General features: G+C 56.3%; 32 protein-coding genes. 2 read left to right on the top strand and 30 right to left on the bottom strand.

Annotated elements, in window-relative coordinates; genetic code table 11:
- Nucleotides 1–61: 61 nt before the first annotated feature.
- The 3 genes from tig to LU633_RS06785 all read right to left on the bottom strand — a co-directional run bounded on the left by tig (nucleotide 62) and on the right by LU633_RS06785 (nucleotide 3,634).
- Nucleotides 62–1,366 carry a trigger factor gene (tig, locus tag LU633_RS06795; RefSeq protein ID WP_016191665.1) on the bottom strand — a complete coding sequence of 435 codons (1,305 nt, stop codon included), beginning with the start codon at nucleotides 1,364–1,366 and terminating at the stop codon, nucleotides 62–64.
- Nucleotides 1,367–1,678: 312 nt separating this feature from the next.
- Nucleotides 1,679–2,998, bottom strand: coding sequence for an IS4 family transposase (locus LU633_RS06790; RefSeq protein ID WP_046372382.1), 1,320 nt, complete (start codon nucleotides 2,996–2,998; stop codon nucleotides 1,679–1,681).
- A gap of 54 nt (nucleotides 2,999–3,052) precedes the next feature.
- Nucleotides 3,053–3,634 carry a recombinase family protein gene (locus tag LU633_RS06785; protein WP_016191666.1) on the bottom strand — a complete coding sequence of 194 codons (582 nt, stop codon included), beginning with the start codon at nucleotides 3,632–3,634 and terminating at the stop codon, nucleotides 3,053–3,055.
- 49 nt (nucleotides 3,635–3,683) lie between these two features.
- Between LU633_RS06785 and LU633_RS06780 the strand changes: the two genes are divergently transcribed.
- Together LU633_RS06780 and LU633_RS06775 are read left to right on the top strand one after the other, a co-directional pair.
- Nucleotides 3,684–4,172, top strand: a complete 489-nt coding sequence (locus LU633_RS06780; protein WP_016191667.1) for a phage tail protein — start codon at nucleotides 3,684–3,686, stop codon at nucleotides 4,170–4,172.
- Nucleotides 4,172–4,768, top strand: coding sequence for a tail fiber assembly protein (locus LU633_RS06775; RefSeq protein WP_016191668.1), 597 nt, complete (start codon nucleotides 4,172–4,174; stop codon nucleotides 4,766–4,768). Before LU633_RS06780 ends, LU633_RS06775 begins: the two co-directional genes overlap by 1 nt.
- On the opposite strand, the gene LU633_RS06770 is transcribed toward LU633_RS06775, so the two are convergent.
- The 27 genes from LU633_RS06770 to LU633_RS06635 all read right to left on the bottom strand — a co-directional run bounded on the left by LU633_RS06770 (nucleotide 4,743) and on the right by LU633_RS06635 (nucleotide 26,012).
- Nucleotides 4,743–5,351 (bottom strand): tail fiber assembly protein, encoded by a 609-nt coding sequence (locus LU633_RS06770; RefSeq protein WP_016191669.1) that lies wholly within the window; start codon nucleotides 5,349–5,351, stop codon nucleotides 4,743–4,745. The genes LU633_RS06775 and LU633_RS06770 overlap by 26 nt on opposite strands.
- Nucleotides 5,351–6,265 carry a tail fiber protein gene (locus LU633_RS06765; RefSeq protein WP_016191670.1) on the bottom strand — a complete coding sequence of 305 codons (915 nt, stop codon included), beginning with the start codon at nucleotides 6,263–6,265 and terminating at the stop codon, nucleotides 5,351–5,353. Before LU633_RS06765 ends, LU633_RS06770 begins: the two co-directional genes overlap by 1 nt.
- A 2-nt stretch (nucleotides 6,266–6,267) precedes the next feature.
- Entirely contained in the window at nucleotides 6,268–6,846 is a 579-nt protein-coding gene (locus LU633_RS06760) for a phage tail protein I (protein ID WP_016191671.1), read from the bottom strand.
- On the bottom strand, nucleotides 6,839–7,942 hold the full coding sequence (locus LU633_RS06755) for a baseplate assembly protein (protein WP_016191672.1): 1,104 nt from the start codon (nucleotides 7,940–7,942) through the stop codon (nucleotides 6,839–6,841). The genes LU633_RS06760 and LU633_RS06755 overlap by 8 nt, the downstream gene beginning before the upstream one ends.
- Nucleotides 7,933–8,280, bottom strand: coding sequence for a GPW/gp25 family protein (locus tag LU633_RS06750; RefSeq protein ID WP_016191673.1), 348 nt, complete (start codon nucleotides 8,278–8,280; stop codon nucleotides 7,933–7,935). The genes LU633_RS06755 and LU633_RS06750 overlap by 10 nt, the downstream gene beginning before the upstream one ends.
- Nucleotides 8,281–8,334: 54 nt before the next feature.
- On the bottom strand, nucleotides 8,335–8,847 hold the full coding sequence (locus LU633_RS06745) for a phage baseplate assembly protein V (RefSeq protein ID WP_016191674.1): 513 nt from the start codon (nucleotides 8,845–8,847) through the stop codon (nucleotides 8,335–8,337).
- Nucleotides 8,847–10,016, bottom strand: a complete 1,170-nt coding sequence (locus tag LU633_RS06740; protein WP_016191675.1) for a phage late control D family protein — start codon at nucleotides 10,014–10,016, stop codon at nucleotides 8,847–8,849. Before LU633_RS06740 ends, LU633_RS06745 begins: the two co-directional genes overlap by 1 nt.
- The gene (locus LU633_RS06735) at nucleotides 10,004–10,216 is read right to left on the bottom strand and encodes a tail protein X (protein WP_198292528.1); all 213 of its coding nucleotides are present in this window, start codon (nucleotides 10,214–10,216) and stop codon (nucleotides 10,004–10,006) included. Before LU633_RS06735 ends, LU633_RS06740 begins: the two co-directional genes overlap by 13 nt.
- Nucleotides 10,216–11,100, bottom strand: a complete 885-nt coding sequence (locus LU633_RS06730) for a phage tail protein (RefSeq protein WP_016191677.1) — start codon at nucleotides 11,098–11,100, stop codon at nucleotides 10,216–10,218. Before LU633_RS06730 ends, LU633_RS06735 begins: the two co-directional genes overlap by 1 nt.
- Nucleotides 11,100–13,565, bottom strand: a complete 2,466-nt coding sequence (locus LU633_RS06725) for a phage tail tape measure protein (RefSeq protein WP_016191678.1) — start codon at nucleotides 13,563–13,565, stop codon at nucleotides 11,100–11,102. The genes LU633_RS06730 and LU633_RS06725 overlap by 1 nt, the downstream gene beginning before the upstream one ends.
- A gap of 174 nt (nucleotides 13,566–13,739) precedes the next feature.
- Nucleotides 13,740–14,075, bottom strand: coding sequence for a phage tail assembly protein (locus tag LU633_RS06715; RefSeq protein WP_016191679.1), 336 nt, complete (start codon nucleotides 14,073–14,075; stop codon nucleotides 13,740–13,742).
- Nucleotides 14,076–14,203: 128 nt separating this feature from the next.
- Entirely contained in the window at nucleotides 14,204–14,725 is a 522-nt protein-coding gene (locus LU633_RS06710; RefSeq protein ID WP_016191680.1) for a phage major tail tube protein, read from the bottom strand.
- Nucleotides 14,725–16,152, bottom strand: coding sequence for a phage tail sheath subtilisin-like domain-containing protein (locus LU633_RS06705; RefSeq protein ID WP_016191681.1), 1,428 nt, complete (start codon nucleotides 16,150–16,152; stop codon nucleotides 14,725–14,727). Before LU633_RS06705 ends, LU633_RS06710 begins: the two co-directional genes overlap by 1 nt.
- Complete coding sequence (locus LU633_RS06700; protein WP_198292530.1) at nucleotides 16,142–16,393, bottom strand: hypothetical protein; 252 nt, start codon at nucleotides 16,391–16,393, stop codon at nucleotides 16,142–16,144. The genes LU633_RS06705 and LU633_RS06700 overlap by 11 nt, the downstream gene beginning before the upstream one ends.
- Complete coding sequence (locus tag LU633_RS06695; protein ID WP_016191683.1) at nucleotides 16,393–16,857, bottom strand: Gp37 family protein; 465 nt, start codon at nucleotides 16,855–16,857, stop codon at nucleotides 16,393–16,395. The genes LU633_RS06700 and LU633_RS06695 overlap by 1 nt, the downstream gene beginning before the upstream one ends.
- A complete protein-coding gene (locus LU633_RS06690; RefSeq protein WP_016191684.1) occupies nucleotides 16,857–17,303 on the bottom strand; it encodes a gp436 family protein in 447 nt (148 codons plus the stop codon). The genes LU633_RS06695 and LU633_RS06690 overlap by 1 nt, the downstream gene beginning before the upstream one ends.
- Before the next feature lies 1 nt (nucleotide 17,304).
- On the bottom strand, nucleotides 17,305–17,661 hold the full coding sequence (locus LU633_RS06685; protein WP_016191685.1) for a DUF2190 family protein: 357 nt from the start codon (nucleotides 17,659–17,661) through the stop codon (nucleotides 17,305–17,307).
- 10 nt (nucleotides 17,662–17,671) lie between these two features.
- Complete coding sequence (locus tag LU633_RS06680) at nucleotides 17,672–18,625, bottom strand: hypothetical protein (protein ID WP_016191686.1); 954 nt, start codon at nucleotides 18,623–18,625, stop codon at nucleotides 17,672–17,674.
- Between the two features lie 13 nt (nucleotides 18,626–18,638).
- Complete coding sequence (locus LU633_RS06675; protein ID WP_016191687.1) at nucleotides 18,639–19,736, bottom strand: hypothetical protein; 1,098 nt, start codon at nucleotides 19,734–19,736, stop codon at nucleotides 18,639–18,641.
- Between the two features lie 204 nt (nucleotides 19,737–19,940).
- Nucleotides 19,941–20,399 (bottom strand): phage virion morphogenesis protein, encoded by a 459-nt coding sequence (locus tag LU633_RS06670; RefSeq protein WP_016191688.1) that lies wholly within the window; start codon nucleotides 20,397–20,399, stop codon nucleotides 19,941–19,943.
- 2 nt (nucleotides 20,400–20,401) lie between these two features.
- Nucleotides 20,402–21,223: a phage head morphogenesis protein gene (locus LU633_RS06665; RefSeq protein ID WP_016191689.1), complete on the bottom strand. Its 822-nt coding sequence runs from the start codon at nucleotides 21,221–21,223 to the stop codon at nucleotides 20,402–20,404.
- Entirely contained in the window at nucleotides 21,204–22,700 is a 1,497-nt protein-coding gene (locus tag LU633_RS06660) for a DUF935 domain-containing protein (RefSeq protein WP_016191690.1), read from the bottom strand. Before LU633_RS06660 ends, LU633_RS06665 begins: the two co-directional genes overlap by 20 nt.
- Nucleotides 22,700–24,223: a terminase large subunit domain-containing protein gene (locus tag LU633_RS06655; RefSeq protein ID WP_016191691.1), complete on the bottom strand. Its 1,524-nt coding sequence runs from the start codon at nucleotides 24,221–24,223 to the stop codon at nucleotides 22,700–22,702. Before LU633_RS06655 ends, LU633_RS06660 begins: the two co-directional genes overlap by 1 nt.
- On the bottom strand, nucleotides 24,220–24,765 hold the full coding sequence (locus LU633_RS06650; RefSeq protein WP_016191692.1) for a DUF3486 family protein: 546 nt from the start codon (nucleotides 24,763–24,765) through the stop codon (nucleotides 24,220–24,222). Before LU633_RS06650 ends, LU633_RS06655 begins: the two co-directional genes overlap by 4 nt.
- A complete protein-coding gene (locus tag LU633_RS06645; RefSeq protein WP_016191693.1) occupies nucleotides 24,765–25,076 on the bottom strand; it encodes a hypothetical protein in 312 nt (103 codons plus the stop codon). Before LU633_RS06645 ends, LU633_RS06650 begins: the two co-directional genes overlap by 1 nt.
- Nucleotides 25,069–25,401 carry a hypothetical protein gene (locus LU633_RS06640; RefSeq protein ID WP_000175096.1) on the bottom strand — a complete coding sequence of 111 codons (333 nt, stop codon included), beginning with the start codon at nucleotides 25,399–25,401 and terminating at the stop codon, nucleotides 25,069–25,071. The genes LU633_RS06645 and LU633_RS06640 overlap by 8 nt, the downstream gene beginning before the upstream one ends.
- Nucleotides 25,398–26,012, bottom strand: coding sequence for a hypothetical protein (locus LU633_RS06635; protein ID WP_407646998.1), 615 nt, complete (start codon nucleotides 26,010–26,012; stop codon nucleotides 25,398–25,400). The genes LU633_RS06640 and LU633_RS06635 overlap by 4 nt, the downstream gene beginning before the upstream one ends.
- Nucleotides 26,013–26,030: the final 18 nt, after the last annotated feature.

Genomic DNA, 26,030 nt, shown 5'->3' with positions numbered 1-26,030 from the left:
AAATAAAAAGCCCGTAGCCACAACGGCCGCGGGCTTTTATTTTTTCAAGGTAATCAATAAATCAGGCGTTCTGAGCCTGGTTCATCAACTCCTGGAAGTTTGTTGCTTTTTCCGTCACTTTCGCTTTTTCCAGCACGGCCTCCACCGCCTGCTCTTCCAGCGCGACATTGCGCATGTTGTTCATCAGCTCATTGTTTTTGCTGTAGAACTCAACCACTTCTGACGGGTCTTCATAAGCGGATGCCATCTCTTCAATTAAGGCATTAACGCGGCTTTCATCCGCTTTCAGCTCGTGGGTACGAATAACTTCACCCAGCAACAGACCAACAACAACACGACGTTTCGCCTGTTCTGCGAACAGTTCGCGAGGCAGTTCCAGAGCCTGTTTCTCATTGCCACCAAAACGCTGTGCAGCCTGACGTTTAAGCACCTCAATTTCGCTGTCAATCAGTGCAGCTGGCACGTCAATGTTATTCGCATTAACCAAGCCATCAATCGCCTGTGTCTTAACACGATTGCGAACGGCACCTTTCAACTCGCGCTCCATGTTTTTACGCACTTCTGCACGAAGACCGACAACGGAACCATCTGCCACACCAAAACGCTTAATGAACTCTTCGGTGAATTCTGGCAGCTCGCGCTCTTCAACTTTTTTCAGCACGATATCAAACTTCGCGGCCTTACCCTTAAGATTCTCAGCGTGATAATCGTCGGGGAAATTGACGTCAATGGTGAAGGTTTCACCTGCTTTGTGGCCGACCACACCATCTTCAAAACCTGGAATCATTCGTCCCTGGCCCATCACCAGAACGAAATCAGAGGCTTTACCACCTTCGAACACTTCCCCATCAACAGACCCGGTGAAATCGATGGTGGCACGATCTTCCGCTTCCGCCGCGCGATCAGTTTCTTTCCAGGTAGCCTGCTGCTTACGCAGGGTTTCCAGCATGGTATCAACGTCAGCATCGGTGACTTCAACCAATGGTTTTTCAACCTCAATGGCATCCAGCCCCCGCAGTTCAACTTCAGGGTAAACTTCAAACTCAACGGAGTAAGTGAAATCATTGCCTGGTGTATATTCGCCTGGCACGTAAGAAGGCGCACCCGCCGGGTTGATTTTTTCTTTAATGATCGTGTCAACAAAGTTACGCTGCATCAGGTCACCCAGCACATCCTGGCGGACAGAAGCACCGTAACGCTTTGCCACAACATTCACTGGCACTTTCCCTTTACGGAAACCGTCAATACGAACTTTTTTCGCTACGTTGACCAGCTCGCTTTTAACTGCATTTTCGATAACCTCTTTCTCGACGGTAATCGTAACGCGGCGGCCCAGGCCCTGAGTTGTTTCTACTGAAGCTTGCATCTTAATTACCTCAAAAAAATCACGTTCTCGGTCAACTTCAGACCCTACCCGCCTCAAAAGAAACGGAGTAGAGACTAAGAACCGGGGCGGCCTCTGATATCAAAACCGCACTCCCTGTACCAGAAGCGTCCCGAATACATTCAGGAAGAAAAATAGACGCAGCATTATAGCGGCAACCTCCAGGCGAGTCGAGGCCGCCTCCGCTCCCGTTTTCAGTAACATGGAAAGTTTTATTTGGTAAAAGAGCTGAAAAGGCAAATCAACCCTGTTTATCAAATAAACACAAAAAAGCGGCCCACGGGTTAATGCTGGTCACTTAAGGTGACCAGCAACCTTTTTATCCGGATATTTCCTGCTCTTTACCCTCAACTCTCTCGGGTAACTTCGCTCTCTTCTACCCGGTAACACAAGCCATTTCGCCTGTTCATACAGGGTTCTCAGTTCTCCCGGCATTTTTCCCGGCGAAGCCCAGGGCAGGGTTATCAGCATCCGGATTATTTCGCTTATCGCTCCACTGAAGCTCAGCTGGTAAGGCAGGTAATCTCCTTTCAGATGGAACGCCATCTGCACCATCTGATATCGCACCAGGTTATAAGCCAGCAGTACCCCCCATAGCTCCTGTCTCACCAGCTCCGGCAGGCGACTGCGTAATGTCCACCGGCTGTCCAGCATACCCTGCTTTGCTTCCCGGTAGCCCAGTTCTGTTTCCCAGCGGTGGCGATATAGCTCGCTGATATCTTTACCCGGATAGCGATTCGGGTCTGTCAGTGACGTCAGCACCTGCCTCTCTTTACCGTCTACCCTGCGGGTCAGCAGTCTTGCCACCATTTCTTCCGGGACCCCTGGCCATTGCTTCCTGGCTCGTGGACTGGTTTTCAGGCATATCAGTTCATCTCCACGCCCCAAACGGCGAACCACCTGATACTGTACGTGTTTTTTCAACGGCAACAACCAGTGACGGTGTTCTCCTGCTGTCTGCCAGTGATGAAGCAGACCCATCGAATAAAATCCCTTATCGAACAGGGTGATACTGTTATTCGGGGTTTTCTCCGTCAGGTGCTCAGCCAGCCGCATTTCACTGACTTTTTCACTGTCGAATGCACTGGCGGCGATCAGATGGCTGCTCAGCTCCATCAGACAAACCATTCGCACCTGAGGATAGCCGCCTTCGCCGTACTGGCTGCTGTGTTTACTGAAGACGGCTCTGTTTTCCGGCGTATCGGCGGTACGCCAGACCACGCCGTCGACAGCAAACAGATTCAGACCGTGCCATTTTGGATGTGCAGCCTGCTGATTCCAGTGCTGCTGTGTGATATCAAAAAGCTCCCGCACTGCATTTTCACCCAGAGTCTTACGGCGCTGAATGACAGCGCTGCGTGCGGTAAAAGGAGCTCCGGTCCGGTCAGTAATATCCATCAGATTGACGATTTCGGTCATCGGATGATCGCAAAAAATGGACATCCCAACGACAAGCCAAATCATGGATTCGAGGGAAAGTTTACGTTTACGCAAAGTAACGGTATCGGTCAGGGTGAGCGCCTGCTGAATAAGCTCGGGAGGAATAAGGTCGGCGAGACTACGGGCGCGCTCAGGAGTGGCGGCATTGATTGATGCGCCGCGCGATAAATGCACCCATTTCCGTGAGATAAATGGCTTCGCTGCGGCGTTTCAATATTTGCAAAAGAATTACAATCCCACTGGGCGATCCTCTCTCTGACCGTCCACCGGAAAATATCGATAAAGCGTCGATAACCCCACACCGTAGATAATGGCCAACTGCTGGCGAGTATGCCCCTTAGCCAATAGCCGCCCAATCTGTTCCTGCTCATGCGGCTTTAATGCGTTGGGCCTTCCACCTATGCGTCCCTGTGCTCTGGCCGCTGCCAGCCCGGCCAGTGTTCGTTCGACGATTAGCTCGCGTTCCATCTCCGCCAGTGCCGACATCACGTGGAAAAAGAATCGCCCCATAGCGGTGCTGGTATCAATACTGTCTGTTAAAGAGCGGAAGTGTGCACCGCGTTCATGTAACTCTGATATCAGTGCGATCAGGTTCTTAACGCTGCGCCCCAGCCTGTCCAGTTTCCACACGACCAGGGTGTCTCCGCTATTAACGCACTTTAAAGCGCGTTTCAGACCGGGGCGACTGGCAACTTTTCCGCTCATGCGGTCTTCAAAAATGCGGTCACAGTTTGCGCTTGTAAGTGCATTACGCTGTAAATCGCTGTTCTGGTCGATTGTTGATACACGGATATAACCAATGACGGCCATCAATTCTCCTCCTCTATGTCGCGGCGGGAGGATTTTTACAGATTTCGCTATGTGTAACCGCTTTTCCAAAAACCTTGGTTTAGGGGAAGGCTCTGCGTTACCGGTTGGCGTGCCCATACCGTGGCCGTCAGCAACGCCACCTACGGGATGGCTCAAATGCAACGGAGCAGCGTTCACAGCAGCGCAGTACCCCAGACTGGCGCAGGCATATCCCTCACTCAAATTGCCTGATTTGCGCGGCGAGTTTATCCGTGGCTGGGATGACGGGCGGGGAGTTGACAGCAGCCGAACCCTGCTTAGTGCCCAGGCATATGGCATTCCCAGACTCACCGGCACGTTCCAGTCGTATGACATGGGAGGCTATGAAGGTGCATCTGGCGTATTCAGTGCAGAAAAATTCAGTAACTACATCGCCGCCACTAATGGAACTGAAGGTACAGATATCAAAGTTACGCTGGATTCATCAAAAACTATCCCAGCAACAAACGATGTCAGACCACGTAACGTGGCATTTAACTACATTGTGAGGGCTGAATGATGGCGAAAGCAGAACTGGACAATAATCTTATTGCCACAACAGATGGAGACATCACCGTTTATAACTACGACAGTGAAACCCGGGAGTATTTATCGTCTTCTGTTGAGTATCTTGCTGTCGGTGTTGGCGTTCCGGCCAATTCCTGTATTGACGTGCCGGGTGAAGCCCGCGCGGGGTACGCCATCTGCCGAACTCAGGATTTAACCGCATGGGAGTATATACCTGACCATCGGGGGAAAACGGTATATAGCATCCACTCAGGCGCGGCTGTTGTGGTTTCCGACCTAGGCGATTATCCGGCAGATACCACTCAGCTGGCCCCCGGTACACCCTACGATATCTGGAATGGCACTGCATGGATGACAGATTCCGGTAAAAAACACGCTGCAGATGTTGAAGCGGCTGAACAAAGAAAAGCAGCACTGGCAGAGGACGCCAGGGCAACCATCAGTCTCTGGCAGACTGAGCTACAGCTGGGTGTCATCGGTGATAAAGATAAAGCCAGCCTGATTAACTGGCTGATTTATATCAGGGAGTTGCAGGCACTGGATACAAATGTGGCACCAGATATCAGCTGGCCTGTGCCTCCGGCTTAACTGGCCATGTGACGTCAGGAGCCGTCGAAATATCGACGGCTTTCACTTCTGATTTATAAGCCATCCATGCTGAAAGTTTAGTTTTATCGCTCTCGCTGATATCACCCAGCATCAACGCCACTCTCCAGTCAGATGTTATGTCATCCACCTCAGAAAGGAGCCGCTGCCGCTGTTCTCCGGAGTACTCAATATCGGCCTTGCGCTTAGCTACTGAGTCGGTAACCCATTTTTGTCCATCCCATTTATCGTAGGGTGTCGCGGGTGCTTCAGGGGTTGAATCCGGGGGGTAATCTCCCAGAACACTGATGATAACTGGTTGTCCGGTTTCCTTACTGTAGGCCGTTTCACCCCGATGATCGGCAACATACTCCCATGCTGAAAAATCAGATGTTCTGCAGATAACGAGTCCCTCTTTTGCATCCAGAGGAGCATCAATACAGGAATGTGCCGGAAGTCCGATACCGACGGCAACATACTCGACAGATGATGAACGATATTCACGAGTCGAACCATCGAAGTTATAAACGGTGATGTCACCGGCAACGACAGCGATCATATCGCTGTTAAATTGTGCTTCTGCCATTATGCGGCCCTCACGATGTAATTAAATGCCACGTTTCGCGGACGGGTTTCTGTTGCGGTATTACCGGATGCCCCACTGGTTGTAACGGTTTGCGTATTATCAACGCTGTACAATGAATCGTTACTACCGCGATCACTGTCTGTTGTACGTAGCGGCACCACAACGGTGTGAGTATGTTGCTGCAGGGCATGACTTTGAGCACTCAGAAGCTCGCGCCCGCTGTCTGCCCCGCGTCCGTCATCCCAGCCACGGATAAACTCGCCGCGCAAATCAGGCAATTTGAGTGAGGGATATGCCTGCGCCAGTCTGGGGTACTGCGCTGCTGTGAACGCTGCTCCGTTGCATTTGAGCCATCCCGTAGGTGGCGTTGCTGACGGCCACGGTATGGGCACGCCAACCGGTAACGCAGAGCCTTCCCCTAAACCAAGGTTTTTGACAAAGAGCGCGGGGTCAGGGATATCCGCACCGTTCTGGTCTTTGGCCAGCTTCTCCGCCAGCTTCTTCAGCACCGTGGTCGCAAAATTCGGATCGTTGCCGAGGGCATCCGCCAGCTCTTTGAGCGTATCCAGCGTCTCAGGGGCGCTGCCTGCAAGCGCCGCAAGTGCTTTGGCCACAAACTCTGTCGTTGCCAGCTTCTTGCTGTTATCACTATTCGCAGGCGTGGGAGCTGTTGGCGTGCCGGTGAATGTCGGGCTGGCTTTCGGCGCGTACTGGGTATGCGGGTCAGCTGCCGCGATATGTGCAGCCAGGTCTGTTCCGCTTTTTTCGACCTTTTGTTTGAGGTATGACGTGCGGCTTGCCAGCTGTTTAGCCTGACGGTTAGAAATCCCGTCAGGCCCACCCAGAACGGGGTCAGAGACCTCAATCTGGTAGATGCCGTCTTCCCACTGCGGGGTTTCGGGTAGGTTTGCCATAATTAACTGCTCCCGTGGTTATAGCTACCGTCATAGCTGACGGTGTTGTTGTAGCGAATGGCGACAGACTGATACTCCAGACTCGCCAGATGGCAGCGGGCCGGAGCAAAGGCAGCGAGCGTCTGACGTAACAGCGCCGCCTGGTCGTTAGTGATGGGCTGTTGAAGGATGACGCGATAGACCGCCCAGGCTTCCGCATCACCATGGACGAAAAGCCCGTTGTAACTGTGTTTGCCGTCGTAGCCGATCTGGCCAGTGCCTTCAATCAGATCCACTTCGCCGAAGCCGAAACGGCGGATAATTTCCCGGATTGACCACGGCGGCCCTTTGTAGCGGTGCAGCTCGATAGCTGATTTGATAAGCATGCGGCGTACATCGTCCGATTCCGCCAGCTCCCAGCCATCACCGAACAGTGAGAACTGCTCGCCCAGCCATGGCAGCGCGGAGCTGTCGACAATATCGACCAGGTAGACCATCAGTACGCTCAGGTCGATGTTGTCCAGCCGCCCGGCCAGTCGACCCAGTGCTCTGAGACTGATATCACCCTCAAGCGGCGGCGGGAGTTGCAGCGGCTCAGCCATCGGACACTCCGGTCATGTTGAGAGTGATCGCCGTACAGTTTGCCCACTCGCTTTCACCAACGACCCTCAGCGCCGGTGTCACCAGTTCGACCTGGTAGACCCCGGCAACGGACAGCACGCTGATAATCTGACTGGGAACAATATCGCGGCCCAGTGCTGCGGTACGGGACGCTACCCAGTTTTGTATGGCGCTGTTAGCGGCGTCTTTTATCGAATTGGCATCCTGGTCACGGTAGATCGTGATGTTGGCTTCAATGGTGTAATCCACCTGCACTGGCGTTTTAGCCCGCACGGTATCAGTGAGCGGCCTGACTTTTTCGTCCGAGCAAAAGCTCTCAACCAGCGTGAGGATACTGTCGTCAGGCAGGCCGGTACTGAGCAGCGGATACAGTTCTACGGTGCCGGGAACCGGGGAAAGCACCGCAACATCGACGATGTTCGGATGGGCCTGCAGGGCATGAAAGCGGTATGCCATACGGCTTCCGGCGTTAGTGAATGACTCCGGGGCAAGTTTGATACGCTCGCGCAGCCTGTCATTGTCTTCCTGCTCAGAACCGCCAGAACTGGCTGCCAGATTGGTCACCTGCAGGTCGACATTATCAATCTCATCGAGCAACTGACTGACCTGCGCAGGTTGCCAGCCGTTGCCAGCGGCCCCTGGCTCGGTACAGGTGGCCGTGGCATTGACCAGCAGCAATCCGGCTTTCAGTACCACGTCCGTATCGGTGGCAAAAATAATGCTGTCGGAAGCACTGACGCGGGTGCCTGCCGGAATCAGCATATCAATGGCCAGCGCCTCATCCACGGAGAACTGGAGCGTGGTGGTGGCAGGCTGCGCGGCAAGACGGTACACGCCGACCAGTTCACCGAGGTAATCAATCATCGGCTCACGGGCAAAAGCGACAAGATTCTGTTTAGCGGCTTCCTGCGCCGCCACCCTGACCAGCATTTCACGGTATGCCCACAGGTCAATCAGCAGGCGCTCGGCCTGAGCGGGATACAGCGTTTTACCGGTTGCGGCTTCGTACTGCGCAATCATTTCAGCCGTGATTTTATCGGCGTCGCGTTCAATAAAGTCGGGTTCTGTCAGCGCCATAGCAGCTCCTGAGTCCGGGTCTGTCCGTCTGAGCCTTTCCAGCTCACCCGGAGCGTAAGATGTTCGCCGTCAACGGCGGGTTTGACCGACATAAGCTGGCAGCGAGGCTCCCAGCGCCGAATGGCATCGACGGACTCGCGCACCACATGCGGGATAGCCCGGTCGATGGGCCAGTCGATATAAAGGTGAAGATTGCTGCCGAACTCCGGGCGATGCGGGTCGCTGCCGCGAGGGGTTCGCAGGATGATTTGAATGGCCTGCCAGATATCATCCAGCCCCCGGACGATTTCGCCGGGAGCCTGCAGGGCCGGTTGCCAGAATACAGAGGTTGTTTTCATGGGGGCAGTATTGCCCCTGTGCGGGAACGCCGATATTAAAGGCGTTTAAGAAGGTCAGTGGGAGTGGTGACTGGAGTTCTGGCCGTCAGAGAGCATGCTGCCTGTTGAGTGGGCATTGCCGTTGATTTCAAGGTTGCCGTTCACCGTGGTGGTGTCAGCGGTCAAATCAATGGTTTTGCCCTTCAGGCTGATACCTGCCGCAACCTCGATTACGACGCGCCCGATACCGCCTTTAACCGTCAGCGTATGGGTCGCGCGGTTATAGCTGAACTCTGCACCATCCGCGTATTTCGTGCCCCGGACGTTTTTGTCGCTGAACGGCGGTTTATCGACGTCTGAGTACACCGCACCCAGAATGACACCATCCTCGCCGTTGGCATCGAGCAGCACCTCAACCTGCTCCCCCACGTCAGGGAGCCAGTAATCCTTGTTGTCCTGGGTATTGCGCTGCAGCACGTTAAGCCAGTTAGTGCGCAGGTTATCGCACTCAGGCAGACGAACGCGGGCCTGAACTTTGTCGGCATCGACGGCGCTGACCGTGCCGACCTGACGGGTAACAACAGACATTACTTATCTCCCTTTATTACCGTGGATGTGGTGCCATCGTATTTGTAGACGGTCAGTGTCCGGCTCTTGCCGGTCTTTTTACCTTTCTTCGCCTTGCCCTGCGTGACCGGCCCCCGCGCCACCTCCAGTTCGGTGATGTAGCCGCTGTTACGGTCAAACGCATGGCGGGCAGTGGTTATCAGCCACGGCCCGGATAACTGACCAAAGCCCACCAGTTCAATTTTGTTGCCCGCAGTCAACCGGGGCGTCCCCATCAGCGTCAGGGAGCCGTTCTGCTGGTATTCGTTATGCCTGGCCAGCGCCGAATCTGCTTTAATCCGGGCGCTGTCCGGGTCGCTGACGCGGCTGTTGACCTTCAGTGAGTCGGCACTCGTGACCCTGCCACCTTTGGTCTGTTTGTCGCTTTCGCTGGTGCCGCCATCAGCTTCGTAGACGATCAGCTTTTTACTGCTGCTCTTCTGGTGTTTTACCTTTGCGGATTTGTAGACGCGGTTGATGGTGTCACGCAGGGAAAAACCGGACACATCCTGCGGCTTCAGCTGTTTTACCGGCTCCTGACCGCGCAGCGTGGCCAGATGAGAGAAAATCAGCTGGTCGCTGACAACTTTTACCGCATAACCATACTCGCTGGCCAGCCGGCGCAGGAAGCCCACGTCCGTTTCAGCATACTGGGTCACCCGGTCAATTCTGATGGACTCAATACTGCCAGCCAGCTTCAGCTGATGCTTTTTGGCAATCCGCCCGGCGATGGCCGCCAGCGTGGTGCTCTCGAAACCACGACTGGATTTTGTCCGCAGGGCGTTGTTGACCGACGTGGCCACGCCCCGGATAGCGACAACGGACGGGGGCGAACGCACCTCGATCTCGTCTATCGAGAACGTACCGCAGGACAGCAGCTTCTCGCCCTGATAACCCATTTTCAGCGTCAGCGTGTCACCCTTGCCCGGATACCACTTATCCAGCCATCGGCCATCGGTGTCGTCCAGCTCCACCTCAATGGTATCGGACTCGCTTTTGATGTTATCGCTGTAGGTTACGCAGGTGACATAAGGTGCGATATCGGTAGTGATGTTCTTCTGCAGATACCACAGGGTGAACACCGGACTCAGAACCTCGCGGATGCCGGTCAACGCTGATGCGGCCTGTGTGGTGCTGTTTACCTCAGCCATGGGGCAATATCCTCTTCTGTACTGGCATCGGTAGCCTCGATAACCGGAATCAGTAACAACAACCCGGAGGGCAGCACCGGCTTGATGGCCACGTGCGGGTTAGCGGCGATAATCCGGGGATAACCCAGCGGGTCGCCATAGTACTGCCATGCCAGAGAGTCCCAGCGCTCCCCATCCCGTGTGACATGTTCAAGAAACATCACACACTCCTCGCCAGTATTCTGGCGGCCATGGTGCTCAACCCCGGCGACATGCGGGTGAAGGTGGTGCTGGCAGAGTTGAGCTGCCCGGAAACAGCATCCAGCGCCGCTGCGATATTGCTGCCGTCCACGCCGCTCAGCGAAGACTGCGCCTGTTGTACATATGTAGCCGCATCACTGGTGGCTCTGGCCAGACTGATGGCATCGGGCATGGATTCAGTGAGCGCATTAAACGCAGGAACGCTCTGGCCTAACGCACCGGACACGTTGCCCAGTCCGCTCATCAGCCCCGGCACACGGGTCAGTGCAACGGCGGGATTATCCTTCATCTTCTGCGCCACCCGAACGGCACTCATAGTGGTCTGGAGAACAGACTGCGCCTGTCTGGCATAATTGACGCCGTCGCGAACGTACCGCGCCACCCCGGAAGGTGAAGGAACGGCACCGGAGACCGCCCCGACGCCGGGAACCTGCGTGCGTATTGCAGGCGGCTGTAACGGGTTCTTCGGGTCGCCGATGTACTCCCGGAGAGACGCGGTGGCATTGACAGCCAGCACGTTGCCGGTGCTGTCGGTCTGCTCGCTGGTCGCGGTCACATCGGTAATCACGAACCAGCCGCGATAGTCACCGTTGCCGAAAACCAGCGCCAGCGCCTGATGGGCTTTCATCGCCGTTCTCAGTCTCGCCAGCTCCACGTCGGGCACACAATAATGCTGATGGAAGACCAGGCTCACCTGGATTTCGTCCAGCTTATCGCCGACGAACTGCAGGCCGGGCTTACCCTCGATGCGGGCATGTTCGGCATAATCGACGCCAAACGTGGCCTCGAAGCCGTCCCAGTAGGTAATCAGCTCAAACTCAATATCACCCAGTACTGCAAACATTATTCGTACCCCCGACGTTGTTTCTGAGCCAGCAGACGTTCCAGCATTTTCTCCAGTTCATGCAGGCTCATATTCAGTGCGCCGGTCAGTCCGGCTGGCGCTGCGGTTTCTTTGCCATTGAGGAAAAACTGAGGATTAAAGCTGACCTGAATACCGCCAGACGCTCCGCCACCAGAAGCAGCTGCGCCACGGCCTGAATATCCCGCTGCCATGATGTCCGGCGACGGGATACGGGGAACATCAGGCGTCATCTCTTCTGCCAGCTTCTGTCCGGCCAGCGCCGCAAGCGGAGTGGTGCGCTGCAGGCCGATAGCGGCACCCTGCGCGATATTGTCACCAAAGCCCATAAACACGCGGCTCGGTGAATGGATGCCCAGCTTTTCCTTGAACCAGCCGCCGACGCTGTCGCCCATATCTGTGACGGTGGTTTTGAGCGACTCCCATTTGTTTTTGATGCCGTTTATCAGCCCGTCGATAATATGGCCACCGAAGTCAGTGAACTTCGCGGGCAGATCAGCGCCGAGATATTTCAGCGCAGCCGCAAAGGCTTTATAGAGCAGACCAACCGGCGACCAGTTAATCAGCAGCTTACCAATCCCCACGACACCGCCGTTAAACGCCGTTTTAATGTCAGCCCAGCGCTGCTTAAACCAGCCGCTGACCGCGCCCCAGTTGCGGTAGATAAGGTAAGCCGCTGCCGCGACAGCGGTGATGGCGAGGCCAATGGGATTCATCAGCAGTGCCCGGCCAATCCAGAGAACGGCACGAGCCGCAATCATAAAACCGCGAACAAGGCTACCTGCCAGAATGCCACCAAGTTTCAGACCACCACTGGCCAGTCGACTGAATCCAGTAGCGAGCCAGCGTAATTTGCCGCCTTCTCCGAGTGCTGTGGTCAGACGTAACCAGTTAGTACGCAATAGTACAGTACTTTTCCAGACGCTGACGAAGGGGGAAATAAGGAGATTCAGCCCCAGCTTGAGGCCTATGGTGGCCATTTTGAAAGCGAGTAATGCTCCCACAACCTTTATGGTGCCGCTAACAAGTTGCGGATTAGCCGCGATCCATTTACCGACGTTGTCCATTAAAGGAATAAATGTCTCGCCCAGTTGAATTAGGGCTGGTCGTAGTGATTCTCCGATGCTGATGGCTGCCTCGTTAAACCCAACCTGGGTTCTGCGCCAACGTGCCTCAAGAGTATCATTTTGCTTTGTAAAATCAGTGTTCAACGTATTTTGGGCTGTAGGGCTTTTCATTTCCTGCTTATTGGAAAGATATTTATCCCAGCCCTGACGCATTGACAGTAAATGGTTAACGGTCTGGATATCAGTGAAGACTTCTGCCAGACCAAAGGACTCCATTAGCTTCTGCTGGCCTTCCCGATCACCAACGGCACCAGCTTTCTCCCATTGCTGAACAAACGCCTTACCTTTGTCGTCAATAAAAGCGTTGGCAATCATTAGTGAGGACTCATACTGCGAGAATCCTTGCGCTACTAAGTTCTGCATGGATTTCTGATAATTAATCCCGGCCTTGGCATATTTCTGAATGGTATCGTTTCGCCCCATCGCTGCCAGCCAGTTAGACATATTAGTAACGGCTTCTTCTGCAGAGCCGCTACCTTTGCCGACTTCCAAACTGGAAACGATCTCCATGATCGCTTCTTTCCCGGTAATGCCACGCGCCGCAAATGCTTTCGTCATCCCCGGCAGAGCCTTCGCCATGTCTTTCAGTTCAAACGAGCCGAGTTTTGCACCGGTAGCAGCCATACCAAATGCCTGTTCCAGTTCTTTAGCGTCAGTAATTTTGAGCGCATCGCTAAAGGCATAAGTCATTTTGGCGAGATCGGTCATATCGGCCTTAGTTGCTGTAGCTGTCTTCCCAAGCATCTCAGCAAATGTTGCTGCCTGTTCAGGAGCCATACCATCAGCAACCAACTGTCCGACTCCACCCATCAGAGACTCCTGCAGTTGGTTAATCTTCAGCGAGGCCTGCCTGATAGCCAAGCCAATCGCACGTTCCTGTTTTGCATCCAGATCGCCAGTGACACTGATATCCCGCAACTGTGATTCAAACGAGGCATATTGTTTGACCGAGGCCATGACCGGTGCGCCCAGTGTTCTGCCGATGGCATAGGTTTCTGCCCCCTGGCCATAAAGCGCCATGCGGTTTGCTTTCAACGCATCACTGGTGGCTGATGCTGCAGACAGACGCCGCTGCTGACGCTCAACCTGTTCCATCGTGCGGCTGACCCGAAGCAGATCGCTGTTGAGGCGCTGCATCCGGGATGACCCCAGTTGACCATAGCGCTCTGTTGCGCGGGTTAAGGCGTTCTGGCGTTCCTGCAGACGGCGGGACGTGTCACCCAATGAATCAAGCGCACGCCGGGTACCACTGAGCGCCGAGCGGAAGGTGCTGCCGATCATCCCGCCAATGATGACGCCGACTGAAAATTCACTGGCCACGGTGGTTATCCTCTGAAAGCAGAAAAACGGGAAGGAAATGGTGTGGAGCCATAGAGTACAGCCGCGAGGTGCGGCTGTACTGGGCTGGAGAACTACTGATTGTCGCCGTACTCGCTTTTGATTTGCTCTTCAGCCTGATCCAGCCACATCTCCAGATCGTCAGTATCTAGCGCGTCAATCTCCCCCGGCTGGAAGCGGAACCACCTCGCCAGCAGCCCCTGGGCCTGTTTTATCAGTGTCTGATTTCTTACCCAGCCCCGTGATTTGCTGAAATCGCTCCTGCAGGGCCATGTAATCAGCCAGATCCATCCCATCAATATCTTCAGGCAGCATTCCAGAGGAACGGGCAATCAGCAGCTCGTCCCAGTCAGCAGGATTTTTACTTACCTTCTGAGCTTGCTTCAGGTCTTTGACCGTGAGGCGCTTCAGCGTGATTTGTTCTACTTTGACGCCCGCAGCGGTGGTGAAGGGATACGTCAGGGGAAAAATATCGGATTGGGTCTGGGACATGATAGTGCTCCTATGTAAGTTCAGAGCAGTATGTCCGGAGGTGGGTATGACGGATATTAAAGGGGATTAAGAAGCAAGGGGCCACCAGGCCCCTCGCATCACTTGTGTCGTGGTATCAGGAAAGGGGTTTATCCCCCGATATTAATGCGGTAGTCAGTCAACTGGTCAACACCGCCCACGCGGAAGATATTGGCCAGATAATCCAGCTCCAGCAGTTCTTCGCCATCCAGTACCTGCTTGATGTAGGTGCAGGTAAAGCTGCTGGAGAACTCGGCATTCTCATGCTGTTTGAACGTGCCCAACGGGTTCTTCTTGAACATGATCGTCAGGAAGGTGACCAGCGGAATTTCATCAATCAGCCCCTGCGAACTGTAGCGCTGCACGCTGGAACGGCACTGCAGTGACAGTGATTTATACGGATTGGCAGCGGACAGCATGGCGTCACGGTAGAAGCTGTTCCACTTGATCTCACCTTCCATCTTGTCAAAACCTGCCGGGAGTTCCACTTTGCCCACCATCCCCAGCGCCTTATGCTCCTGCATGGTCATGGACACGTCGGGCAGCTTGACCTCTTCAGCCCGGCCCAGCAGGTTAGCACCACCGATATAAATATTGGCGTTGGTGATGCGGTTGATTTCAATCTTGGCCATTAGCTGTTTCCTTTCAAGGTTAACAGGTATTCCGAGGTGATCTCGGTCTCAAACGTCAGCCGCTCCAGCGGTGGTGACGGCGTGTATTTGTAGCTCAGCAACAGGTGACCGGCGGCCAGTTCCGTCTCCTCATTCCTGGCAGGGTCAAACCAGCACTTAAAGCCCAGCAGGGCACCGTCGCCAATCAGCTTGCGACCATAGGCATTGACCGACTCCGTCAGCGCATCAATCAGTGCCTGGGTAATCGGCATATCAATGTACTGCTGGCTGAAATAGCGCAAGGATTCGTTGATCACATCACCGGTGCGGCGCACGTTCTCAAAGTTGCGCATGTGCGTCACCGTTGGCCATGCCGCTGTGCGGTTGCCCCACAGGCGAAGGCCGCTGCCGTAGCTGCTGAAAATGGTGGTGATCCCTTGTTCGTTGAGCAGGTTCACTTCACTCTGCGGGTCGTCAATCATCGCCGACAGCTGCCGCTCCACGCCGGTGATCCCCATGATTTCCTGGTTGGATGAAGACCACCAGTAGCCCTTGTCCAGGTCAACCTTGGCACGCAGACCGGCAGCACGCTGGCTCAGCGGCTCCAGCCTTTCACTGTTGGTGGCCGCGTCGTACACCCTGACGTGCGGATAACACAGGCGGACACGATCGGAGCTGGTGTTAAAGTTGATGGTGCCTTCCGGGCCACGTCCCGCCAGCGCCTGCGCAAAGGTTGTGCCAATTGGTGCGTCGATGTAGGTCACCGCCCCCAGCTTCTCAGCCATGGCGATAAGCTCAGCAGAGACGCTTTTCTGGGTGCAGAACACCGGGGCAATCAGGATTTTGGCAAAGTAGCCAAGCAGGTTAAAGCTGTCGTTGAGCAGCTTCATGCCGGTTCGGTTGCCCGCCGCGTTAACCGCGCCGATGATATCCGCCGGAGTGACTTTGGTCGGGTCAGCATAGTTATAGCTGGCCGTCGCTGTAGCGCCCGCCGCAATGCTTTTCCCGAGATTTGTAATCGCCCCGGACTGCGCGTCGAGCGAATAGTCCTGGCCTTCAACATAGGGCTGTCCGTCGCTGGCCGGCTTCAGTACCAGTTTGGCGACCACCGGATTGGCCAGCTGCGCTTTGCCCGTTGCTTTATCGAACGTTACATCTTCATCGGCCACGGCAGTTTTATGCACAGCCGGATCGAGCACGTTAATCACCAGAACGGTACCTGCGCCGTGGTCGTAGATGGCATCCAGCGCCTGCGGAATGGTAAAGCCGGTAAGCTGACTGCCAAATGCTGCTGCGTCTTTCTCAGACAGGCACTGCACCAGCGTATTCACGCCCCCCATCGGGGCGGTACCAATCAGACCAATGACGGCAGATTTCACCGTTTTAACCGGGCGGGCACCGTTTTCCACCTCAATGGTTTCGGCGCCGTGCAGATAGTTAGCTGACATGGGTATCCTCCGGTTTCACATCACCGTCGCCACCGTTCCTGCGCTTTGGTGACTGCACGGCTGGTGTGCTGGCGGGTTTAGTCTCTTCAGATACCGGCGTCAGATGCTTCAGCGCCACCAGTACCGTCACATAGTCATGCTCCTCCGGCAGGGAAACATTCTTCCCCGGCCAGAGCAGGATTTCGGTTCCGTCCGACAGCGTGACGCCGCTGGCCGGGCCGGAATAGCGGTATTCTTTCATCACTCGCTTTCCTCATAGTTCACTTCGGTTAACAGCGGACCGGACGGTAAATCGCTGTCTTCGATAAAGACGCTTTCAGTGGCGAAGTCGAGAGCGTACTGCCACAGTCCCTTTACCTCTCCGATAAAGACCTCTCGGGTCAGCCAGATACGACGGCGGCAGTTCGGTGGGGTGTAGCCACCGAGGATGCGGCGGACTGCATCCAGAACGTCAATCGCACCTCTTTTACCGTTGAGCTGGCGGAAGACCACCGTGACGCAGAGCTGGATGGTCTGAGGCTGGATCACCGCACCAATATCATCGGGTTTGTCGAAGCGCGAACCGGCATAGCTCAGCAGCAACGCCCCGACAGGATGATTCAGGCGGTATTCGGACGGCTTTTCCGGGAAGTACTCCACCTGCAGCTGCGGCAGCTTCTCGCGTAACCGGGCCAGTACCGCATCAAGGACGGGCAGAACGTTCATCAGTATTTCTCCAGTAATCCGTCGCGCCCGCCAAAGGTGGGGCGGCGTGCCCGCGCCCGGATTTCACCGGACTCAGGTACGTCTTTTTGAGTCGACTGCAGCCCCAGCGTGAGCTTGTTGTCACGCAACCCTTCCAGCTGTCGCCGGGCCTCTTTATGGTCATCCTTCACGGTATCCGGGACAGCCCCTTCCGGGCGGCGGGTGTAAAGCCGGTAACGCACCAGCGTGAAGGCAATGTCCCGCAGAACGGTCGGTATCTCTGCCAGCGGCAGGGTATAGCGGCCACGAAGGTGAGCATCAATCAGCTCATCGGCATAGCGGATACAGCTGTCCACCACCTCAGTTTTCACCGTCGCGGGCGAGTCGAAGTCCAGCTCCTCATTGGTGAGCTGGATTAGCGTCCGCTCAGGAACCTGTTCAAGCAAATCCGCGAGGGTGCAGTACATATCACACCCCGCGCAGGATGCGGATAACGTCGCCTTCCGCCAGCGCCTCATCCAGCGCAATCCCGGCTGAAATACCCGCAGGGGCATCTTCCGTGGCTGCTGTCTGGGGAACGGCGCAGGCGTTTGCATCCGACTGGACGCTAAGTCCTCTGGCAATCGCAGCACCCGCTTCGACGGCGACGATACCCAGAACGTTAACCGGCGTGACATCACCGGCAGCGGCATCCACCTCTGCCACACCGAGCACCACGGCTCCGGCCTTGCAGGGGGCGTTATCGGCCCCCACAAAACGCTGCTGAGAGAGGGCCGCAAGTGCGACGACAGTGGTGGTCAGAATGACCTGCTGAGTGGTACCCATGACGCTCTCCTTATTTCACAATGTTGGTGACGAGATACCCGGCATCGCCACCGACCACGGCGACTTTGTAGATATCGGTATAACGGCAGTACTTCACCTTGCCGCCGACGCCGTCGTATTTGTCCGCCACCGGCATCCCCTTACGGCGCAGGGTATAACCGAACGATGGTTCGTTTTCGTCGGCGCTGTCGGTGCCCGGCTGGGGTTTGCCGACGTAATGCAGCATCAGGTTGTCGCCCCAGATATCGGACGGGGTTTTATTCTTATCCTGCGCGTCTTTCATGGAGGCCATGGAGACCGGCTCACCAATCACAACATCGTCCAGCTGGAAAAGGTCTTTCAGAATTTCGATGGTGATACGCTTGCGCTCGTTGGCTCCAATCGCGGCCTGAATCGCCGGATGAAACTTCAGCAGTGACATGACGCTGGCCCCCATGGTCATCAGGTTCGGGCGTAGGCCTGTTTTGTTACGTACAGCCTCGATACCGGCTTCGATGACGGTGATTGGATTACCCTTGCCATCCACCCAGCGTTCAGCGGCAGCCAGTGCTTTAACGGACGATGCCGGGTAGACGTTTTTATCCTGGGCCAGGCGGGCTGCGTACAGTTCACGCTTCAGGTTGACGCCGCTGGTGACGCGACGAATGGCCTTGGCTTCTTCGTTGAACATTGACTCCGCCTGCTCGCGATAGTCCACTGGCGCGGCCAGATCGTGCTCATTAAGAACCAGATCCAGTTTGCCGGTTTTCTCACGTACCAGGACGTTGCTGTCAGCTCCCACGGCACGCTCGGTGTCGTACTCCACAAAAGCCGATTTGCCGAAGGTCGGCACACTCACGCCTTCCTTGTCGGTCTGGACAATCGGGAAGATGTGCTCACCGATGAACGCGGCATTTTTATAACCGCGTGCGATGCTGGTCAGCACCGGGTCAACGACGCGCTTACCCTTTAAATAATCAGACATGCTCTCTCCTTAATTACAGGCAGCGTGAGACAGCAGCGTCGTAGCTGATGCCTTCTTTTTTCGACAGTTTCAGCGCTTTCTGATGCAGCGCCAGACGCTCTGGATCGGCTTCAGCAAACTCTGCTGGAGACGTTGAAACACCGGTATCCACACGGTCTTTGGTTGCGTGCTCGCCAAAGTTCAGCACGGGTGCAGCGCCATCCAGCAATGTCTTGAACGCCGTGGCAAGCGGCGTGCGGGTGTCGCCTTCGGCGAATTCCACCGGCTTATCGCCAGCAGAGACCGCATCCAGAATGGCGACAACAACGGACTTCGCTGCCGGGGCCAGTTGACCGCCGCTTACCAGCTTCTCAGCGTAGGAAACGTTGTCAGCGTGCAGCTTCTCCTGCTGACTCTTTGCATCCAGTTCAGCTCGCTGTGTGGCCTCAGCCTTCAGACGGGTGTTTTCCGCCTGAAGCGCTTTGATTTCTTCTTCAGTCATGGTGCTGTTCTCTTGTTGAGGGTTGGGATTGTGTTCACTGAAGTCCGGTTCAGACTTCCCGGTATCGCGGTAAGCCTCTTCGCGCAGGGAGTCAACCTGCCATGAAGGAAGCACCTTGTCGGTCTCGTCCAGCCCGAACTGAGCAATCAGAAAATCGCGCAGACGGCCCCATAAAGAGGCATTGGTGATATCACTCCAGTCGGCAAACTCCACGACGCCTTCTTCTTTCTCACCAAACGAAACCTGCTTCAGCCCCTTAATAGAGGGTGGCTGCGCCCCCAGAAAGCCGACATGACGCAGGTAAAGCGTGCCGGGCTTCGGGTTGTTCGGTGAGTCAGGGAGATAGAACGAGGCGGAGACCTTCTTGAAGCGTCCGTTGCCCACCAGTTCGGCAAACTGCGGGTCGAGCTGGTCAGTCTCGGCCAGCAGATCGCCGCCGCTAAGCGACAGGGATTTCACCCAGCCCCACGCCGGGTCTTCCGTTTTGGGGTGACCAATAACGAGAGGCGCTTCATGTATGGACGGGTCATAGGCTTTCACGCAGGCGGCAAGATCGCTTTGCGTGAACGGCAGTTTCGTGCCGTGCATGTCGGTATGAGTACCGGCTTTGAAAATATGAATGGCTGACATTTTGCTGCCCCGCATGATGTTGTCGGAGACAGTTTGTGGAAAAGCCGCGAAGAGCGCTTTTAATCTGCTTTAGAAAAAATAAGGGGGGATAAGACAAAGAGAGGGAAGCAGGAGTGATTAAAGCCGTAAACGAGGGGGCTGTAAACCTTTATAAAGGCTCCGGGGCGGGTAACGCGGTAAATCGCCCGTCCCGGAGGGTTAACATCAGCGACGGGCCGCAGATTCAAGATGACGCACAATCGTATCGAGGATGGGAATAACCACATCAGACTGCAGCTCACCGTCCCCTGTCAGCGGCAGGAACGGGCGGGCCGGAAGCTCAACGGACTCATTGCGCCCCGTTTTACCACCGAACTGGTGAATCGGCCCATAAACGACGTTAGTGCCAACTGCTGCCTGCCTGTCGTCATGGTCGGTTGTAACTGACCTCATCAGTCGCCCGGTGAGCTGCAGCGTCTGACCATCACGATCCTGCGCGGCAAGCGACGGCGTCCAGCCCGGACGGCCCTCATCCAGAAAGTTAAACTGCGTTTCCGCCAGCAGGGTTCCGGCGATTTTGCGCATCGCAGGCTCCAGGTCTGTGGCGGCTAAATCCAGCGCCCGCAGGCTCCGGCGCAGGGATTCATCGTTAATGGTGATGTTGACCAGGTTATCGGAAGCCATCGTTATCCTCTCAGTTCCTGCTGTGCCAGCGGTTGTAGCGTGCCCTGATAGCGGGCAAGGTCAGGACGGTAGGCTGCGCCCGGCGCATAAGACCAGCCGACGTCGGTAGCCACCTTCGTGGTACCGGTGTTGAAGGTGGCGACATTCTGCATCTCGCCTGTTTTCTCTGAGACCAGCTTCAGCTCCCATCCCATGGCTGAGCCAGAATCTGACACCTTCAGGCCACGGGCACGCACATCCGCCGCGCTCAGGGCTATGACGCCACAACGGCAGCGCCAGCCGTTCGGCGGGTAGAACGCCTGCCAGAACGGGTCATCATAGCGCAGCACCAGACCATGCAGCGCCAGATGGCTCTTGCGGGTATGGCTGTCGTTGATGCCGGTATACATCCAGTACGGCCTGTCGTCGACGTTCTCCATCTGCTCCGCCCAGCGACCGGCACTGTAGAGTACGGACATATTGGTGCGAAAGATGGTGTCGAGCCGCCACGGGCTGCCCTGCTGGATAGTCACCGGCTCACCCGTTACCGGGTCGGTGGTGTCACGCGGCCCCCACCATCCCTTGCGCTGCAGCTCCGGCTCCAGCTCCTTTCTGAACCAGCGGTCTGTCTTCCCCTCGTCCAGCGCTTTCTGCAGGGCGCTTCGGATATCCTCCAGAATATCGAGGCGGGTCACTTTGGCGACGGTAAAGGCGCGGGCATGGGCATCCTGCCACATCTCCTCCCAGTCCCAGGTGATTTTATACCCTTTGGATTTCAGGTAGCTGATAGCCCGTTTTGGGGGCAGCGTCATGCAATACGCCAGTTCAGCCGTTGTCACGCTCATGCAGACGCCCCCAGACAGTTGCAACAAACAGGATACGGGCCAGCCGCTCCTGCAGGTCATCCGCATTCATCTGCGGGTACAGTTCAGCCAGCGCCCCCAGAAGCTCAGCCGGGTTAACGCCGTCTTTCACCTGGTTAAAGAGCGGCTCCAGCACCGGCGCAAGTACGCCGTTTAAGGTGCCGCCGTTCATCAGAATATCCAGCGCATCATCAAGGTCCTGCTGGGCCTGAATATCAGCATCTATGGCCTCGGCGAACGACAGCGGCAGCGCGTTCTTCTGGCGCTCTGACGGTGGTGTCTCATCAATATCGCCGTCCTGCAGCTGATACTCGCGCCTGAAGTATTGCGGCGTGAAGACCACACCGGCGCGGCTGAGTTTCTCATCGCGGGTAGCCTGCGTATCGTCGACCGTTCCCTGTTCCCACATCTTCCAGACGGGGCTGGCCACATCGCCAAAGTTCAGCGAGACGGCCTGACGGATAACCTGATTTACTGCGCTCACCACAATCTCGGCGTCGGCATCGCGGATATCACTGGTGACTTCCAGCCCGGCCTGCGCCGAGGCGCGGTTGCTGTTCGCCTCGGTGGTCTGGTTCTGCCCCAGCAGGGCAATAGAGATTTCACTGCGGGCGAGCGTAATCAGATTCTGGTAAATATCGCTGCTGTCGGCTTTGCCTGCGGCCTCTTTGATTTCAATAGAGGAATCATCGGGAATAGCCGCCACGGCGTCCTCGACCATCGCCTCCATCGAGTCCAGCAGCAGGTCAATTTCGCCCTGTGCGGTACCGCGTGGATGCTTACCGATAACCCACGGCGAGCCAAATTTCTCAGCAAAGCGCACCCAGAACTTCATTCCGCCTTTCTTGAACGTAACGGGCCAGAAGCACATAGACAAATCAGGGAAGCCATACGGGTTGTCGTAGGTCGCATCCTGACGCGGCACCACGAACTTATTCAGCGGTACGGCTTCGCCCTCCAGCCCGGCGTCTTTGGCGCGAAAGCGCAGCAGGTTGTCGTTATCGAACTGGAACCACTCGGGCGGTTTGCCCACGATATCGGTGACCGCCCAGGACTTAACCGAACGGCCCCACATGATTTCACAGGGCTGATACCCGTAGAGCACGGCATCAGTCATCTCGCCGATGATGCGTGACAAATCCAGATCGTCGAGCATATCCCGGATGAAGCTGAGCACCTGAGGCGAAGCGTGACCTTGCTCCAGACCTCGTTCCAGAGACTTCACTGCCGCTTTACGCCTGCGGATACAGCCACCCACCAGCGGGTCGGTACGCAGCTCGCGATAGATGCGGATATCCCGGCCCTGTGATTTGAGAATAGGATCGGGATTGGGCAGGTACATCCCCAGACCGAAAAAGTCGATGGAGCGGCTGCGTGACGCAATCTGCTCCGTCAGCGTCTTGTTCGGCTCGGCAAAGCTGACAAATTCACTGGGTGAAACCCAGAGTCCACGGACCATCAGTAATCCTCCAGCATACGGGCCGCCTGACGGCGACGGCGTGAGCTTGCCTTCACCGGCCCTTTGTTAATTTCACGGCTGGCGAAGTACGCCAGCGCCAGCGCGATAGCTGAATCTCCGTGACGTTTGCCACTATCAGACTTCGCTTTTGAGCGCTGCTCCGGCACGCGGGGAACGCCGTTGACCACCTGAACGGCCCGCAGGTCGTCCAGCGTGTCTTCATCCTTCGGTAAATCCACCAGGTTGCCATCTTCCAGCGCAGCCTTGACCGGCGGCATATGCTCACGATACCAAGCCTCGGTTGGCATCACCTGCTTAACCCGGCTGGAGCCGTAGCGCTGCATGGCGTACTCCGCCAGATAGGCACCGTTACCACGGGCATCGAACGCGGCCCCCATCAGACCGGGCAGACCATCCATCAGATACCAGGTGATTTGTTCCTGCTGTTTAAACGGTACGTTGCGCAGCTCCAGCACGAACGGGACGCGGCGTACCAGGTTCTTCTCCTGCAGCAGGGGATAATCCACCGACAGGTCACCGCTGCGGCCAAAGTCACGCCCCAGGAAAGAACGTGCGTCAGCGGGGAGCGCCTCCAGCAGCGGCTTCAGGTTCTCATTCAGCCAGTCCTGCGTCTCGCTCCATCGAACGTCATCGGGCTTCAGCTCGTAGCCCTCCGGGCAGGTCAGGCGCAGCACCGGTGTGCCTGCCGACATACGGGACTCAATCAGGGCGCGGGACAGCCAGGCTCCGCCGCCGTTGGCCGGGACACAGTCAAGCTCTTCAGATGCGCCGGTGCCGTAGAATTTGTACACCGACGCCATCCACGCCTGCTCAGCGTCCTGCGTCCACTCCGTCCCGGTTCGCAGACAGACACGGTGAAACAAACCCTGTGCCACGGCCTCTTTAAAGGCAATTCGCTGTACGCTGCCCCCCTGACGCCCGGCACGGATATCGCCAATAAGGGTGTTAAAAAGGTTGTCGTCACCGTCATGGGTGGAAATAACGCGCACCTTGCCGCCCCAGATAAGCATCGCCAGCGCCGCCTTCAGCAGTTCGTCCAGTTGCTCATGGAACGCGGCCTCATCAATAACGATGATGCCCTGACGGCCACGCAGGTTCGACGGGCGACTGGAGAGCGCGACAACGCGGAAGCCGGAATCGGGAAACCTGATGGTATACGTTTTGATGTGCTTGTCGTCTTCGTTCTCTTCCCAGAAACCTTCCTGAATCTCGCTGGCGGCGTAGTTGAAGGCCCGCGCCCACATGGCGCAGGCCTGGATATACTCGACGGTCATGTCCTGGTTATAGGCAATGTAATACACGTTCATGCCACCGGCAGGTGCTGAAGAGGCTGCTGTAAGCACGTTGTCGGAGGCTTCAGCCCAGGTAATACCGGTTCGGCGGCTCTTCTCAATCACCTTGAGTGGGGACGTATCAGCTACCCAGCGCTGCTGGTAAGGCATCAGAACGGCGGGGATATCCAGCGCCGAGGTATCCGGTAATACAGGTGCCAGTGTGGTCATGATGCAATCCCCAGAATTTCGCGCTTCAGCGCCTGCACGGCATCGGCTGACAGTCCACCCTTGCGGGCAATCTTCTCAGCGTTGCTGGCTACCTGCCGGGCGCGGTCACGGACTTCGCTCTGAAATTTCTTCAGGTTGACGGAGGCGCGGGACAGCGTGGCCACGTTCTTCGCCACCTTGGACAGCAGCGCCACGCGTTCTTTGGGGTCGACTTCGCCTTCTTCCGCTTCCTGCAACTGGACGATGCTCTCGAACAGTTCGGTCTGGATCAGGGCGATGACGGCTTCTGAACGTGCATCCTGATCGTCAGCCGCACCTTCGGTCAGCATCCGGGCCGCTTCGGTGGCTGCGCGGATAGCGCCGTAGCGGCGCTCAATCTTCTGGCCATAGCGATGGATAGCCGACTTGCTGATGACGTAACCCTGCTCACGCAGCAGGGACTCCAGCTCGTTATACCCGCTGAAGCCGGATTCAGTCAGCGCCCGCTCAAGCCAGCGGCGCACGTTTTCCGGCAGCTTATCTATCGTGCTGCGTCTGGCCATCATTCACTCCAGTACTTTTCCGGGCGGGCAATGCCGGGGCCGCATTCAACGGTATATTCCACCAGGTCAACACCGAGGCGGGTCAGGTCGGCAAACCAGTCGCCGGAGGGTTTTTTCTCCAGTTCGACCATCCTGCGGTCGGCCATATAATCCAGCTCCCGACGCAGCTCCAGCGGCGTGGTGTCCGGGTAGATGGCACGGGATACATCCAGCAGTAGCGTCTCGCTGGCGGTATACGGGCGGGTTTTGTTCAGAGCAACCAGCAGACTCCAGCGCAGGGATTCCCGGCGCACGCGGGCGATATCAACCATGGTGACCTCCTGTATGACGGTACTGCTGTACCACTTCCAGTTTGTTGTAGAGTGCGTCCAGCTTGGCCTCGATGACCGTCTGGCCACGGATGTAATCCTCGCGGCGGACGTAGTTCAGCGGTAAATCCGCCTTAAACCGCATAAATTCTTTTTCCAGCTCGCCCCAGTTGGAGGCGGACTGTTGCAGCGACTGCTCAAGGGAGGCGAACCGCGCCGCCTGACGCTCCTCTGCTTTACTGAACAACCACTTAGCCATACCGCCGACAAAGCTCATGAAGGTGATGAGAAAGCCCACCACCGTCCAGAATTCAACCTGCAACGTCATTTCTGTAATCCTTCCCGTTCGTCCAGCAGCTGGTTTATCTGGCTGCGCCAGATGCGGCACTGCTTCGCGTTGTCGATGATGTTGGCGAGGACGTCACGCTGGGAGACGCCTGAGTCGCGTAACCAGGCGTCAGCGGCTGCAGGTTGCCCGGACGCTGCGCGAGTGCCGGTGCCAGCGGCGGCAGTTGCGTCTGAATGACCGGCGTCAACGGATGCGTTGTCATATCCGAGCGCGGCGTTGTACTGGCGCACGAAACCGCGAGTAAACACGCACTCAATGGGATGGCTCTTGCCTTTTTCATCAATCCAGCGCTGTGTGACATCGTTAATTTGCCCCTGTAGTTGTTTGTTCTGGCTCTCAAGCTGAGCAATTTGCTCAAGGTAACTGGCTTCGGCCTGATGGCCTGCGGCAACCTGATCCTGATACCGCTTTGCCCAGGCCCGCAGCGCAGCGTTCTCAAGCGTTGCCTGCTCCGTTTTGTAGGTATCGAATGCCGACTGCAGCTGACTTAGCGCCGCATCCCCGTCGTGTTTTGCATCATTGTGGCCATCGCGATAACCCCAGCGGTACAGGCCATACAGCGCCCCGACCAGGGCAAGCGTGATTAACATGCCACGCCAAGGCATTTT

Origin of the sequence: Erwinia tracheiphila (assembly GCF_021365465.1) — a bacterium.
GTDB classification, from domain to species: domain Bacteria; phylum Pseudomonadota; class Gammaproteobacteria; order Enterobacterales; family Enterobacteriaceae; genus Erwinia; species Erwinia tracheiphila.
This window is presented reverse-complemented; position numbering and strand designations above follow the sequence as displayed.

Bases quoted from the DNA above. Each gene is read 5' to 3' on its own strand.
- tig (WP_016191665.1), bottom strand. From the start codon at position 1,366: ATGCAAGCTTCAGTAGAAACAACTCAGGGCCTGGGCCGCCGCGTTACG.
- LU633_RS06785 (WP_016191666.1), bottom strand. From the start codon at position 3,634: ATGGCCGTCATTGGTTATATCCGTGTATCAACAATCGACCAGAACAGC.
- LU633_RS06780 (WP_016191667.1), top strand. From the start codon at position 3,684: ATGTGTAACCGCTTTTCCAAAAACCTTGGTTTAGGGGAAGGCTCTGCG.
- LU633_RS06775 (WP_016191668.1), top strand. From the start codon at position 4,172: ATGGCGAAAGCAGAACTGGACAATAATCTTATTGCCACAACAGATGGA.
- LU633_RS06770 (WP_016191669.1), bottom strand. From the start codon at position 5,351: ATGGCAGAAGCACAATTTAACAGCGATATGATCGCTGTCGTTGCCGGT.
- LU633_RS06765 (WP_016191670.1), bottom strand. From the start codon at position 6,265: ATGGCAAACCTACCCGAAACCCCGCAGTGGGAAGACGGCATCTACCAG.
- LU633_RS06760 (WP_016191671.1), bottom strand. From the start codon at position 6,846: ATGGCTGAGCCGCTGCAACTCCCGCCGCCGCTTGAGGGTGATATCAGT.
- LU633_RS06755 (WP_016191672.1), bottom strand. From the start codon at position 7,942: ATGGCGCTGACAGAACCCGACTTTATTGAACGCGACGCCGATAAAATC.
- LU633_RS06750 (WP_016191673.1), bottom strand. From the start codon at position 8,280: ATGAAAACAACCTCTGTATTCTGGCAACCGGCCCTGCAGGCTCCCGGC.
- LU633_RS06745 (WP_016191674.1), bottom strand. From the start codon at position 8,847: ATGTCTGTTGTTACCCGTCAGGTCGGCACGGTCAGCGCCGTCGATGCC.
- LU633_RS06740 (WP_016191675.1), bottom strand. From the start codon at position 10,016: ATGGCTGAGGTAAACAGCACCACACAGGCCGCATCAGCGTTGACCGGC.
- LU633_RS06735 (WP_198292528.1), bottom strand. From the start codon at position 10,216: ATGTTTCTTGAACATGTCACACGGGATGGGGAGCGCTGGGACTCTCTG.
- LU633_RS06730 (WP_016191677.1), bottom strand. From the start codon at position 11,100: ATGTTTGCAGTACTGGGTGATATTGAGTTTGAGCTGATTACCTACTGG.
- LU633_RS06715 (WP_016191679.1), bottom strand. From the start codon at position 14,075: ATGTCCCAGACCCAATCCGATATTTTTCCCCTGACGTATCCCTTCACC.
- LU633_RS06710 (WP_016191680.1), bottom strand. From the start codon at position 14,725: ATGGCCAAGATTGAAATCAACCGCATCACCAACGCCAATATTTATATC.
- LU633_RS06705 (WP_016191681.1), bottom strand. From the start codon at position 16,152: ATGTCAGCTAACTATCTGCACGGCGCCGAAACCATTGAGGTGGAAAAC.
- LU633_RS06700 (WP_198292530.1), bottom strand. From the start codon at position 16,393: ATGAAAGAATACCGCTATTCCGGCCCGGCCAGCGGCGTCACGCTGTCG.
- LU633_RS06695 (WP_016191683.1), bottom strand. From the start codon at position 16,857: ATGAACGTTCTGCCCGTCCTTGATGCGGTACTGGCCCGGTTACGCGAG.
- LU633_RS06690 (WP_016191684.1), bottom strand. From the start codon at position 17,303: ATGTACTGCACCCTCGCGGATTTGCTTGAACAGGTTCCTGAGCGGACG.
- LU633_RS06685 (WP_016191685.1), bottom strand. From the start codon at position 17,661: ATGGGTACCACTCAGCAGGTCATTCTGACCACCACTGTCGTCGCACTT.
- LU633_RS06680 (WP_016191686.1), bottom strand. From the start codon at position 18,625: ATGTCTGATTATTTAAAGGGTAAGCGCGTCGTTGACCCGGTGCTGACC.
- LU633_RS06675 (WP_016191687.1), bottom strand. From the start codon at position 19,736: ATGTCAGCCATTCATATTTTCAAAGCCGGTACTCATACCGACATGCAC.
- LU633_RS06670 (WP_016191688.1), bottom strand. From the start codon at position 20,399: ATGGCTTCCGATAACCTGGTCAACATCACCATTAACGATGAATCCCTG.
- LU633_RS06665 (WP_016191689.1), bottom strand. From the start codon at position 21,223: ATGAGCGTGACAACGGCTGAACTGGCGTATTGCATGACGCTGCCCCCA.
- LU633_RS06660 (WP_016191690.1), bottom strand. From the start codon at position 22,700: ATGGTCCGTGGACTCTGGGTTTCACCCAGTGAATTTGTCAGCTTTGCC.
- LU633_RS06655 (WP_016191691.1), bottom strand. From the start codon at position 24,223: ATGACCACACTGGCACCTGTATTACCGGATACCTCGGCGCTGGATATC.
- LU633_RS06650 (WP_016191692.1), bottom strand. From the start codon at position 24,765: ATGGCCAGACGCAGCACGATAGATAAGCTGCCGGAAAACGTGCGCCGC.
- LU633_RS06645 (WP_016191693.1), bottom strand. From the start codon at position 25,076: ATGGTTGATATCGCCCGCGTGCGCCGGGAATCCCTGCGCTGGAGTCTG.
- LU633_RS06640 (WP_000175096.1), bottom strand. From the start codon at position 25,401: ATGACGTTGCAGGTTGAATTCTGGACGGTGGTGGGCTTTCTCATCACC.
- LU633_RS06635 (WP_407646998.1), bottom strand. From the start codon at position 26,012: ATGTTAATCACGCTTGCCCTGGTCGGGGCGCTGTATGGCCTGTACCGC.